This is a genomic window from Sinomonas susongensis, from assembly GCF_005877005.1.
In the GTDB taxonomy this organism is placed as follows: domain Bacteria; phylum Actinomycetota; class Actinomycetes; order Actinomycetales; family Micrococcaceae; genus Sinomonas; species Sinomonas susongensis.
The window spans coordinates 278924-291307 of record NZ_SSNH01000002.1; the positions used below are offsets into that span (position 1 = coordinate 278924).

Annotated in this window: 9 protein-coding genes; 4 read left to right on the forward strand and 5 right to left on the reverse strand. The window is 68.2% G+C overall.

Features of this window, described 5'->3' with window-relative positions:
• Positions 1-31: 31 nt before the first annotated feature.
• Positions 32-2140 carry a DNA gyrase/topoisomerase IV subunit B gene (locus E6A21_RS04455; RefSeq protein WP_138442916.1) on the reverse strand — a complete coding sequence of 703 codons (2109 nt, stop codon included), beginning with the start codon at positions 2138-2140 and terminating at the stop codon, positions 32-34.
• A 273-nt stretch (positions 2141-2413) separates the two neighbouring features.
• Here E6A21_RS04455 and E6A21_RS04460 point away from each other — a divergent pair, with 273 nt between their 5' ends.
• Both E6A21_RS04460 and E6A21_RS04465 read left to right on the forward strand, forming a co-directional pair.
• On the forward strand, positions 2414-2635 hold the full coding sequence (locus E6A21_RS04460) for a DUF7455 domain-containing protein (RefSeq protein ID WP_138442917.1): 222 nt from the start codon (positions 2414-2416) through the stop codon (positions 2633-2635).
• A 94-nt stretch (positions 2636-2729) separates the two neighbouring features.
• Entirely contained in the window at positions 2730-3536 is an 807-nt protein-coding gene (locus tag E6A21_RS04465; RefSeq protein WP_138442918.1) for a potassium channel family protein, read from the forward strand.
• Between the two features lie 141 nt (positions 3537-3677).
• Here the strand turns inward: E6A21_RS04465 and E6A21_RS04470 are convergent, their stop codons facing one another.
• The 4 genes from E6A21_RS04470 to E6A21_RS04485 form a co-directional block, all read right to left on the reverse strand.
• Positions 3678-4991, reverse strand: a complete 1314-nt coding sequence (locus E6A21_RS04470; protein WP_171041261.1) for an RNA polymerase sigma factor — start codon at positions 4989-4991, stop codon at positions 3678-3680.
• A gap of 272 nt (positions 4992-5263) precedes the next feature.
• A complete protein-coding gene (locus tag E6A21_RS04475; RefSeq protein ID WP_171041262.1) occupies positions 5264-6466 on the reverse strand; it encodes a DUF4192 family protein in 1203 nt (400 codons plus the stop codon).
• Positions 6467-6650: 184 nt separating this feature from the next.
• Positions 6651-7988, reverse strand: coding sequence for an MFS transporter (locus tag E6A21_RS04480; protein WP_138442921.1), 1338 nt, complete (start codon positions 7986-7988; stop codon positions 6651-6653).
• A gap of 10 nt (positions 7989-7998) precedes the next feature.
• Positions 7999-8985: a proteasome assembly chaperone family protein gene (locus E6A21_RS04485; RefSeq protein ID WP_138442922.1), complete on the reverse strand. Its 987-nt coding sequence runs from the start codon at positions 8983-8985 to the stop codon at positions 7999-8001.
• A gap of 168 nt (positions 8986-9153) precedes the next feature.
• Here E6A21_RS04485 and E6A21_RS04490 point away from each other — a divergent pair, with 168 nt between their 5' ends.
• Together E6A21_RS04490 and lpdA are read left to right on the forward strand one after the other, a co-directional pair.
• The gene (locus E6A21_RS04490; RefSeq protein WP_138442923.1) at positions 9154-10686 is read left to right on the forward strand and encodes a leucyl aminopeptidase; all 1533 of its coding nucleotides are present in this window, start codon (positions 9154-9156) and stop codon (positions 10684-10686) included.
• A gap of 304 nt (positions 10687-10990) precedes the next feature.
• Positions 10991-12373, forward strand: a complete 1383-nt coding sequence (gene lpdA, locus E6A21_RS04495; protein WP_138442924.1) for a dihydrolipoyl dehydrogenase — start codon at positions 10991-10993, stop codon at positions 12371-12373.
• Positions 12374-12384: the final 11 nt, after the last annotated feature.

Consider the following 12384-nt stretch of genomic DNA (forward strand, 5'->3'; position numbering starts at 1 on the left):
GGAGGGCCTGAATCGCCAAGGCCCCGAGCCGTCAGGCGTCGATGCGCTCGCGGTCGAGGTTCGCGCTGCCGGACACGATGAAGTCCTTCCGTGGCGCGACCTCCGAGCCCATGAGCAGCTCGAAGACCTCCTCGGCCCGCTGAGCACTCTCGATGGTCACTCGCCGGAGGCTGCGGTGGCGGGGATCCATGGTCGTCTCCGCGAGCTGGTCGGCGTCCATCTCGCCGAGACCCTTGTAGCGCTGGATCGGTTCCTTGTAGCGCCGGCCCTCGCCCTCGAGCTTCTTGAGGAGTGCATGGAGCTGGCCCTCGGAGTACGTGTAGACCATCTCGTTCGGCTTGCTCCCCGGATTGATGACCTCGACGCGGTGCAGCGGGGGCACAGCGGCGAACACGCGGCCCTCCTCGATCATGGGGCGCATGTACCGGAAGAACAGCGTGAGGAGAAGCGTGCGGATGTGGGCGCCGTCGACGTCCGCGTCGGTCATGAGGATGACGCGCCCGTAACGGGCCGCCTCGATGTCGAAGCTGCGCCCCGATCCGGCCCCCACGACCTGGATGAGCGCCGCGCACTCCGCGTTGGAGAGCATGTCGCCGACCGAGGCCTTCTGGACGTTGAGGATCTTGCCCCGGATCGGCAGGAGCGCTTGGAATTCGGACGAGCGCGCGTGCCGTGCGGTACCGAGCGCCGAGTCGCCCTCGACGATGAAGAGCTCCGATCGGCTCACGTCATCAGTCCGGCAGTCGATGAGCTTTGCGGGCAGGGTCGAGGACTCGAGGGCCGTCTTGCGCCGCTGCGTCTCCTTGTGCAGCCGCGCCGTCACGCGCGACTTCATCTCGTTGACGACCTTCTCGAGCAGAACCGAGGTCTGGTTGCGGTCCGCGCGCGCCGTCGAGGCGAGTTTCGCCCCGAGCTCCTTCTCCATGACGCGGGAGACGATCTGCCGGACCGCCGGGGTGCCGAGGATCTCCTTCGTCTGGCCCTCGAACTGCGGCTCGGCCAGGCGGACGGTCAGGACGGCCGTCAGGCCGGCAAGCACGTCGTCCTTCTCGATCTTGTCGTTGCCCGCCTTGAGCTTGCGGGCATTGGCCTCGATCGCCTTGCGGAACACCTTGAGCAGCGCAGCCTCGAAGCCCGCCTGGTGCGTGCCGCCCTTGGGAGTGGCGATGATGTTGACGAAGGTCCGCACCGCGGTGTCGTAGCCGACCCCCCACCGCAGCGCCACGTCGACATCGCAGTCCCGCTCGACCTCGGCGATCTGGCTGTGTCCGCGCTCGTCGAGCACCGGCACCGTCTCCTTGAACGTCCCGGAGCCGTGGAGGCGCCACGTCTCGGTGACGGGGGCGTCGATCGCGAGGAAGTCGACGAACTCGGAGATGCCGCCGTCGTGGTGGAACACCTCCTCGTGGGGGCCGGACTCCCCCGGCGTCCCCGGCAGCCGCCGTTCGTCGCGCACCGTGATCCGGAGGCCCGGGACCAGGAACGAGGTCTGGCGGGCACGGCCCACGAGCTCGTCGTAGGAGAACTTCGCGTCCGGGGTGAAGATCTGCCGGTCGGCCCAGTATCGGATGCGCGTTCCGGTCACGCCACGCTTGGCCTTGCCCACGACGTCGAGCACGGAGTCATCGACGAATGGCTGGAACGGCGCGTCCGGGCTCGGGCGAGAGCCGCTGTCCACGAACCGGCCCGGCTCGCCGCGGCGGAACGACATCTGGTAGGTCTTCCCACCGCGGTCCACCTGGACGTCGAGGCGCGCCGACAGTGCGTTGACCACCGATGCGCCTACGCCATGGAGGCCGCCGGAGGCCGTGTAGGAGCCGCCGCCGAATTTGCCGCCCGCGTGCAGCTTCGTGAACACGACCTCCACGCCGGTCAGGCCGGTCTTCGGCTCGACGTCGACGGGGATGCCACGGCCGTCGTCGTGCACCTCGACGGAGCCGTCAGGGTGCAGGATGACCTTGATGTCGCGCCCGAAGCCGGCGAGCGCCTCGTCCACCGAGTTGTCGATGATCTCCCACAGGCAGTGCATGAGGCCCCGGGAGTCGGTCGAACCGATGTACATGCCCGGCCGCTTGCGGACGGCCTCGAGCCCTTCGAGGACAGACAGATGCCTGGCGGTGTATTCAGAGCTCGGGGTCACGCTCGGGGGGCTCCTTCATAGGGCAGGGAGAGGCGGGCCGACAGGGCACACGCTACCGTTACAGGGTAGTCGCACCGGCACCGGTTCCCGCTTCCGCCACCCCGCGGGACCGCCGATCAGGGCCCGAGCGACTCGTTGCGGCCCTTCCCGTTATGGAACATTGATACGCCGCGAGCGAAAAGCAACCGTTTTGTGGAAGGCCAAGCGGCGCCCGGGGTGTTAGATGGGTAAGACCACCGTGGAACCGCCCGGTATCTTGTGAAGGAGGCCAAGATGACTTCAGCCCTTGCGGACCGCACCCTGACCGCCGTCGACCGCTGCGACCGCTGCGGCGCCCAGGCCTACGTCCGAGTGGTTCTCGAGACGTCCGGCGGGGAACTCCTGTTCTGCGCCCACCACGCGCGCGCAGTCCAGGGGCGTCTCCGCCCTCTCGCGTCGCACTGGCACGATGAGACGGATCGACTGACCGAGCGCACAGCAGTCCCAGAGGACTGACGCTCGCGGTCGCAGAGACCATGAGGGCCCGGACACCGACAAGGTGTCCGGGCCCTCAGCTTTGGCGGCACGCCCCGAGGTTAATCTGTCCCCCATGACGTTGGAGCGTTGGCAGAAGCTGTCCGAGTGGCCCATGATCGGGGCCGCACTGCTGTTCTTGGTCGCCTATTCCGTTCAGGTTATAGCCGACCTGCCCGACTCTGCCGGAGTCTGGGCCGACGACCTGGTGTGGACCACCTGGGCGATGTTCCTGCTCGACTACGCCGTCCGGCTCTGGCTGGCACCGGACAGGCGACGATGGTTCGTCCGGAACCTCTACGAGCTGTTGATCCTCGCTCTCCCAGCTCTGAGGCCATTGCGCCTTCTCCGCCTCGTGACGCTGCTCAAGGTGGTCCATAGTCGAGCCGGCAACGCGCTGAGGGGACGGCTTCTGACCTACGTGCTCGGCTCCGCGGCGATGCTGGTCTACTGCGGTGCCCTGGCTGCGCTGGACGCCGAGCAGAACGAGCCTGGGGCGAACATCAAGTCCATCGGCGACGCCCTCTGGTGGGCGTTGACGACCATCACGACTGTCGGTTACGGGGACCGCTACCCGGTCACCGGGATCGGCAGGTTCGCCGCCGCAGGTCTCATGGTCGCGGGGATAGCCGTCCTCGGCGTGGTGACGGCATCCATCGCGTCGTGGCTTGTCGAGAATGTCTCTGTCGAGACGGCGGCGCGGACCGCCGCGCGAACCGTGGCTGCCGTGGAGGCAATCGACGAGCCTCTCGAGGAACGGATTCAGGCCCTCACCGAGGAGATCGCCAGGCTCACAGCCGCGGTCCAGGCACGGACGTCTACGGAACCCGGAACTGGCGGCCGTTCGGGGCAGGCTTCCCAGCCCAAGCCGCTGCCCGACTAGGAGCGGGCTGCCCGACTAGGAGCGGTCGTCCAGACTAGGAGCGGGCTGCCCGACTAGGAGCGCCGTGCGATGTCACGCGCCGGAGGCAGGCCGATCAGACGGCCCGTCGCCCGCACGAACACCGCACAGCGGCTTCTGTTCTCAGTCGAGGTAGTCGCGCAGTACCTGCGACCGCGAGGGGTGGCGCAGCTTCGACATGGTCTTCGACTCGATCTGGCGGATACGCTCGCGCGTTACGCCGTAGACCTTGCCGATCTCGTCCAGCGTCTTAGGCTGCCCGTCAGTCAGGCCGAAACGCATCGCGACCACACCGGCCTCGCGCTCGGAGAGCGTGTCGAGGACGGAGTGCAGCTGCTCCTGCAGGAGCGTGAAGCTCACCGCGTCCGCCGGAACGACTGCCTCGGAGTCCTCGATGAGGTCGCCGAACTCCGAGTCGCCGTCCTCGCCGAGCGGGGTGTGCAGCGAGATCGGCTCCCGGCCGTACTTCTGCACCTCCACGACCTTCTCCGGGGTCATGTCGAGCTCCTTGGCGAGCTCTTCCGGGGTGGGTTCGCGGCCAAGGTCCTGCAGCATCTGCCGCTGCACACGGGCGAGCTTGTTGATGACCTCGACCATGTGCACGGGAATACGGATGGTTCGGGCTTGGTCTGCCATGGCACGCGTGATGGCCTGGCGGATCCACCAGGTTGCGTACGTGGAGAACTTGAAGCCCTTCGTGTAGTCGAACTTCTCGACGGCACGGATAAGACCGAGATTGCCTTCCTGGATGAGGTCCAGGAAGAGCATGCCGCGGCCCGTGTACCGCTTCGCAAGCGAGACGACCAGTCGGAGGTTCGCCTCGAGGAGGTGGTTCTTGGCCCGCTCGCCGTCGTGCACGATGCGCTCGAGGTCGTGACGGTACTGGGCGTCGTAGGCCGCGCCCTCTTCCTCGAGCTTGTGCTTGGCGAAGAGCCCGGCCTCGATGCGCAGTGCGAGGTCCACCTCCTGCTCTGCGTTAAGCAGTGCAACCTTGCCGATCTGCTTGAGGTAGTCCTTGACGGGATCCGCCGTCGCGCCAGCAGAGGTCACCTGCTGGACTGGCGCGTCGTCCTCGTCCGCGTCGGAGATGACCAGGGCGGCGGAGGTCCCGGGGGCCGCTGCCTTCCCGTCGCCTTCCTCCTCGACGTCGGTCTCGGACGCGATCTCGTCCTCGCCGGGCGTCACCGCGTCGAGATCGGCAGCTTCCGACTCGAGCTCCTCAGGCTCGGCTGCATCCGCGGGGGCGTCGCCCTTCGGGGATGTCTTGGTGGCCGCGGGATCGCTGCTGGCGGACTTCCGCGCAGTCGCCTTGGACTTAGTTGCGGTCGTGCTCTTGGAGCGCGAGCCCGTCGAAGCGCGCCTGCTGGATGCAGCCTTGCGTGCCTCGGTCTCCACCGTGGCCTTCTCAGCTGTTTCCTTCTCCGTGGGGGGCGTCACGATCACCTTCCTGCCGCTGTCCTGGCGCCGCCATGAGGGCAACACCACTATGACCCTGTCAAGTCCGTGCTTCGCGCAGAACGCGTCCCGGACCGAAGGGTCTTATGTATCAACCCCTCGTCAGCCAAATTCGTTCCCGAGAGTTCCAACTAACGGGGAGATTCTGGCTTCCGGTGCTCGGACCCGACCGGGTCTGCCGTCCATTGTCGCATGACGGCGCCTCCACCGTCGCATCCACACGCGTAACCACTGGTGCGAATCTGCGTGACGGCCTACGCGGCCTCGCCGATTCGACGCCAAGCCGTCTCAGGGCTGCGCGCCCACCCGGCGACTTCTCCCCCGTCCACCACCCGTGAGAGGAGGTCCGCGAAACGATAGCCCGGTGCCGTGGAGAGGGCGCGGCGAAGGAATCCCGATGCCTTCGACCCGCGGCCTCGGGCCCAGAAGATCCAGCCGAGCACCGCCAGCGCGGGCGCCCGGATCTCCGGTTCCTCCCTTTCGACCAGCACCCGCATGATGCGCTCCAGTCGATCGATCCGTTCCCACTGCGGGCGATTCCTTGCACGGCCGAGGATGACTGCGCCGAATTCGAGCGCGGCGTCGACGTCTCCCCCGGGCTCCGGCCGCTCCTCCCATCCCCGGACGCGCTGACCGGCCTCGGCAGCGCCGAGGCCTCCCGCGAGCGCCGGCAGGTTCCCGCACGAGCCCGCGGGCCAGGGATCGAGCACTCCGATGGCCCGGCTCCCCTGCCAGGCCGACGCCCCGCCGAGTGCCGCCGCCACGACGGCAGCGTCGCGGAGCGCAGGCCTGAGAAGCGACGCGGCGAGCAGGCGCAGCCGCTCATGATGAGGCATGCGTCCCGTCGAGAGCGTCTCATCCCAGGCCGCGAGCGCTGCCGAGAACGTGCACGGATCCCACCAGGCATCCGGGCAGTCTTCGAGACGCCCCCAACGGGACGGCGACTCCAATCCTTCCGGTGAGGCGCCCAGTCGTTCCGATGGGGCACCCGGCCCGAAGGAGCTTCCGCGGTAGACGAGCTCGGCACCTACGCGGCTCGCCGTGATGCTCTCGATCGGCTGTCCGGGCCATGGGCAGCACTCTGCCCGCTCGCACAGCATGCTCCGCCACGTGCGCTCACCCACGAGCCATGCGTCCAGGACCGGAATCCCCAAATCCCCGAGCGCCAGCTGCAGCGCGGTGACGGTCTCGCCGTGCGGCGGGTCGTCGAGTTTGCGCCATTCGGCCGCCGAATACACGGCGAGCACGGCGCTGTCCGCCAAAGGGTCGCTCGCGAGATGGCTGCACACAGTTTCCGCGAACCGCGCGAGGGCAGCCTGTTCCAGGGGACCGGGGAGGTCCACTCGCACCGAGACCCCGACCGAGCCCGCGCCCACTGTCACCGCGACGAGGCTCTCCTCGGGCCATTCCCCCAGGGCATGCGGAATGTAGCCGAGCAGGTCATCCGGCTCACGCACGCAGAGTGAGTCGCTCGGGTCGCGGAAGAGTCGAGGAAGTGGTCGGTGCTCTCGTCCATAGGCCCAGTCTCGAGGCGCCCGGACAGTCCGCGCCCCCGGGCCCGCCCGTATGTGGAGAATCCGAGGAAGCACAGGCAGAGAGCCGGGCTGTGGAGGAGCAGTCGCGGTGACGCCCGACCCGGGCCTAGCCCTCGACTTCGGCGGCGCGCCGGGAGCGGTAGTCCGCCCACGCGGTCCGGACGGCCACCAGCAACGGAGCCACATGGACGCCGCCGGCGGCGAGCTGGCGGCGCACCTTGCGGCGGACCCTAAGGATCATGAACGACCCGAAGGCCATGACGAGCAGCTGCACTGCGAGTGCCACCCGGAACGCGCTGAGCGAGTACAGGCCGGCGGGCGAGAGCCCCATCGCGTGCTGGACGTCGAGGAGCCATCCGACGAGGAACATCGTGACGAGCGCCGCGACGAACCCGCCCGAGTTGACGATGCCTGTCGCCGTGCCGAGACGGTGCGAGGGGTTGAAAGTCCTCGCGAAGTCGAACCCGATCATCGACGACGGGCCGCCTACGGCGAGCGCGGCGACGAGGATCACGAGGAGCCAGAGGGGCGCCTGGCCTGGATACACGAGGACGACGGCCCAGACGAAGGCGGTGAGCGCCGTGATGAAGAGGACGAGCGTCGACCGGCGAAGTGGGTGCCTCGAGACAAAGCGCCCGACGGGCGGCCCGGCGAAGAGGGCAACGACGACGAAGAAGGACATGAGTCCGGCTGCAGTCGCCGAGTCGTAGCCCTCCCCCGCGACAAGGAAGGGGAAGCCCCAGGCCAGCGCGAACACGTTGCCGCTGAACTGGACCGTGAAGTGGCTCCACAGGCCGAGACGCGTGCCCGGCTGGCGCCACGCGGCCGCGAGGACGGCCCGCGTCCCCTCGGGCTGCGCCTGCTCGGGGGCCGCCGAGCCCTCGGGCGCGTTGCGCAGCAGGGACAGGACGAGCACGACGACGAGGGCCGACATCGAGGCCAACGACAGGAAGCCGGTCGTCCAGCCGCGCGCGTGCAGGAGGGCAAGGAACGGGATGACGCTCACGAGCTGGCCCAGCATTCCGAGCATGCCGGTGAGCTGGGTGAGGAGAGGGGACCGTCTCGAGTTGAACCACAGCGGAACGAGCCGCAGGACCGAGACGAACGTCATGGCATCGCCCATGCCCACGAGCATGCGTCCGATGATCCCGGTCACCGTCGACTCTGCTACGGCGATCTGGAGCTGCCCGAGGCCCATGAAGACCGCGCCGATCGCGACCATGATCCGTGATCCGAACCGGTCCACGAGCATGCCCACGGGAATCTGGAGCGACGCGTAGACGACGAGCTGGAGCACCGTGAAGGTCGAGAGCACGGCGCCGCCGACGTGGAAGCGGGCGGAAGCCTCGAGGCCGACGACGCCGAACGACGTCCGCTGCATGACTGCAACGAGGTACGCGAAGACCCCGATCCCCCACACCATCCACGCGCGCCAGCTGTTCACTCCCCCGATCCTAGTCGGCGGGGGCAGCGCCTCCCCGGTGGCCGTCGTCCGCGTCGCCGTCCTTCGTCTCCTCCTGGGAGGCGAGGTAGGCCTCGACCGCGGCGCCCAGCACCTCGGCGTCGGGCAGCTCGCCGCTCATGGCGGCCAGCAGCGAACGCTGCGGTGCGTCGGCGGAACGCTCGTCGAAGCGCTCTTCGAGCCCCTCCACGAGCTCGCGGACGTCGTCCGAGCCCGCGACCTGGTCCGCGATCTGCCGCTCGATCTCGCGGTTGGCCTCGCGCAGCCTGTCGGTGGGGAGCATGAGAGAGGCGGCGGCGCCGAGATGTTCGAGGGCGGTCACGGCGGAAGCAGGGTATTCGGCCTCGGAAAGGTAGTGCGGAGTGTGCACCACGAATCCGACGACCCCACGCCCGGCGCCGGAGAGGCGCAGTTCGAGGAGGTGGCCGATCGCGGCCGGAACGCTCACGATCGGCTTCCACCGGGAGATCCCGTCGACGAGGTCGGGCCTGTTTCCATGGACGGTCACCCCGAGCGGGCGCGTGTGCGGCACCGGCATCGGGATCGAGTGGGTCCAGAGCACAAGGCGCACGTCGAGCTTCTCGACGAGGTCGACGACGGCGCGCGCGAACCGCTCCCACTGGAAGTCGGGCTCGGGCCCAGCGAGGAGGAGGTACTGCTGGCCGAGTCCGTCGACGAGCGCATAGAGCGCGAGCCGAGGGGGGCTGTAGTCCTCGAGATGGTCTTCCGAGAACGTGATCCTCGGACGGCGGGCCCTGTAGTCGATGAGGGCATCGACGTCGAACTCGGCGACGGTCCGGGCCGTGCCTTCGCGGAGCAGCTCTGCCGTGATCTGCTCGACGGCGTGGCCCGCGTCGGCAAAGCCTGTGAAACCCATGAGCATCGGCAGGCCCTTCAGGTCCGGGTCTCCCAGCAGCTCCTGCGCCGCGGCATAGAGTCCGGTGGGATCCTGAAGCGGTCCGCCCGGGGCGTGGTCCATCTGCCTTTCGCTCCTCTCGGTCGTCCTCTGAGTGTCAACGGCACACGGCTGTCCATCATTCCACCACCGGCTACGATCGGAATTCCGGAGCGGGACACCCCTCCCGACCGGAAGCCCTCCTTCAACCCGCCCCAGTAGCCTTCCCCACAAGAAACGAGGCCTCCCTCCGTGTTCATCAATGCTGAAGCTTCACTGAGCGCCATCGCCCGGGACCTGCGGAAGACCCCGAGCGATGCGGTCGTCGTCGGAGTCGCCCAGGGCGGCGACGGGCCCGTCCTCCTCGACAGCCCCCTGAGCGCGAAGGATGCGGAGGCGATTCAGAGCACACTCGGGCTGTTGGGAATGAGCGGGGCCGCCGATTCACTGGTGCGTCTCCCCGGCATCCCCGAGCTCCACGCGCAGATCATCGCGCTCGCAGGGGTCGGGAAGGTCGACGGTGCTGCACCCACCCGGGAACAACTGCGCCGTGCTGCTGGCTCGGCTGTGCGTCAGCTCTCGGGACTCGAAACCGTGGTGCTCGCCTTCCCGGCTCCCACGGTCGCCGAGTTCTCAGCCGTCGCCGAAGGCGCCGCCCTCGGCGCCTATTCCTACACCGAACACCGCGGCCGGTCGGGCGAGGGGGCGAAGCGCAACGTGGCGCGCGCCGTCGTCCTCTCCCCCATAGCAGGGAGCGCGGCCGCCGACGCAGCCCTCGACCGCGCGGCCGTCGTCGCCCAGGCCGTGAACTCGACCCGCACCCTGGTCAACATGCCCCCGAGCCACCTGTACCCGGCGTCGTTCGTCGAAGCCGCAAAGGAATTGGCCAAGGGGACGCCGGTCAAGATCACGGTCTGGGATGAGAAGCGGCTCGAGAAGGACGGGTTCGGCGGCATCCTTGCGGTGGGGCAGGGAAGCACGCGCCCTCCGCGGCTCGTCAAGGTCGAATACATCCCTGCCCAGGCCCCGAAGTCCCCGTCAGTGCACCTCGTCGGCAAGGGGATCACGTTCGACACGGGCGGAATCTCGATCAAGCCCGCCGCGAAGATGGACGAGATGAAGAGCGATATGGCTGGCGCGGCCTCCGTCCTCGCCACCGTCCTCGCCGCGGCGCGCCTCGGCATCAAGGCGAAGGTGACTGCGTGGCTCTGCATCGCGGAGAACATGCCCTCAGGCAGCGCGCAGCGCCCCGCCGACGTGATCACCATCCGCGGCGGGACCACCGTCGAGGTGCTCAACACCGACGCCGAAGGCCGGCTCGTCATGGCCGACGGGCTTGCCGCCGCGAGCGAGGAGAAGCCCGACGTCATCATCGACATCGCGACGCTGACGGGTGCCGCGCTCGTGGCGCTCGGGACACGAACCGCCGGGCTCATGGGGGACACGACCGTGACCGGCGCGCTCAAGGAGGCGGCCGACGGCGAGGGCGAGGCCGCGTGGGCGATGCCCCTCCCTGAGGAGCTCCGAGCCGGCCTGGACTCCGCGGTCGCCGACATCGCCAATGTGGGCGACCGGCCGGGCGGGATGCTCACCGCCGGGATCTTCCTGCGCGAATTCGTCGGGGCCAACGGCGACGGGGCGACCATTCCGTGGGCCCACATCGACGTAGCCGGCCCCGCGTTCAACACCGGTGCCCCGTGGGGCTACACGCCCAAGCAGGGCACGGGAGCCATGGTCCGGACTCTCGTGCGCTATATCGAGGACCTTGCGGACGGCAGGTCCTGATTCCGACGACCACCCGGAGGGCGTCCGGCATTCGGCCGGACGCCCTCCGTTGCAATGTGGTGAGGATCACCTAGTGCGGCAATGCAAAACGGCTTCCACTCAGTGAGAACATAAATCCACTGCGCGAAACTCCGGCTGGTCCGTGAGCCTTGCCACAAGGGCGGGACAAACGACGGTGGGAAGGTGGAGCATAGTCCGTCAGGGCGATAGGGTTGCCCTGATACCGGGCCTGCCGGCGCACCAGCTGGCGGCACATTGTCACCCACGACGGCTTATCGCCGTCCTTCATGCGAGGGAGCGTCACGTGGCCGACCAGCCAACTGCGCAGGAATTCGACATCTTGATCCTCGGTGGCGGCAGTGGCGGTTACGCCGCCGCACTGCGCGCCGTCCAGTTCGGCTACAGCGTCGGGCTCGTCGAGAAGGGCAAGCTCGGCGGGACTTGCCTCCACAATGGCTGCATCCCCACGAAGGCCCTCCTCCACTCGGCGGAACTCGCGGACCACGCACGCGACGCGGCCAAGTACGGCGTCAACGTGACCCTCCAGGGCATCGACATGGACGCAGTGAATGCCTACAAGAACGGCATCATCGCGGGCAAGTTCAAGGGCCTGACCGGTCTCATCAAGGCCAAGGGCATCACCGTCATCGAAGGCGAGGGGCGCCTCACCGGCCCGGACACGATCACCGTCAACGGCACTGCCTACAAGGGCAAGAACATCATCCTCGCGACGGGCTCCTACTCGCGCACGCTCCCCGGCCTCGAGCTCGGCGGCCGCGTCATCACCTCCGACCAGGCCCTCGAGCTCGACTACGTCCCGAAGTCCGCCATCGTGCTCGGCGGAGGCGTCATCGGCGTGGAATTCGCCTCGGTCTGGAAGTCGTTCGGCGTCGACGTCACCATCGTCGAGGGGCTGCCGTCGCTCGTCCCCAACGAGGACGACGCGATCATCAAGCAGCTCGAGCGCGCATTCAAGAAGCGCGGCATCAAGTTCAACACCGGCACGTTCTTCCAGGGTGTCGAGCAGGACGAGAACGGCGTCAAGGTCACCCTTGTCGACTGCAAGACGTTCGAGGCCGAGCTCCTCCTCGTCGCCGTCGGCCGCGGGCCCGTGACGGCCAACCTGGGCTACGAAGAGCAAGGTGTGACCATCGACCGCGGCTTCGTCATCACGAACGAGCGCCTCCACACCGGCGTCGGAAACATCTACGCAGTCGGCGACATCGTCCCCGGCGTCCAGCTTGCGCACCGCGGATTCCAGCAGGGCATCTTCGTTGCCGAGGAGATCGCGGGGCTGAACCCCGTCGTCGTCGAGGACGTCAACATCCCCAAGGTCACGTTCTGCGACCCCGAGATCGCAACCGTCGGCTACACGGAGAAGGGCGCGAAGGCGAAGTTCGGCGACGACCAGGTCCAGGTCCAGGAGTACAACCTGGCCGGCAACGGCAAGAGCTCCATCCTCGGCACCTCCGGCATCGTGAAGGTCGTCCGCCAGAAGGATGGCCCGGTGGTCGGCGTGCACATGATCGGCGCCCGCATGGGCGAGCAGATCGGCGAGGCCCAGCTGATCGTGAACTGGGAGGCCTACCCCGAGGACGTCGCCCAGTTCATCCACGCCCACCCGACCCAGAACGAGTCCCTGGGCGAGGCCAACCTCGCCCTGGCCGGCAAGCCGCTCCACGGCTGAGACGCCTGCGG

What these genes read in the sequence shown, in the direction of transcription:
- E6A21_RS04465 (WP_138442918.1), top strand. Translation starts at nt 2,730, where the DNA reads ATGACGTTGGAGCGTTGGCAGAAGCTGTCCGAGTGGCCCATGATCGGG.
- E6A21_RS04460 (WP_138442917.1), top strand. Translation starts at nt 2,414, where the DNA reads ATGACTTCAGCCCTTGCGGACCGCACCCTGACCGCCGTCGACCGCTGC.
- E6A21_RS04485 (WP_138442922.1), bottom strand. Translation starts at nt 8,985, where the DNA reads ATGGACCACGCCCCGGGCGGACCGCTTCAGGATCCCACCGGACTCTAT.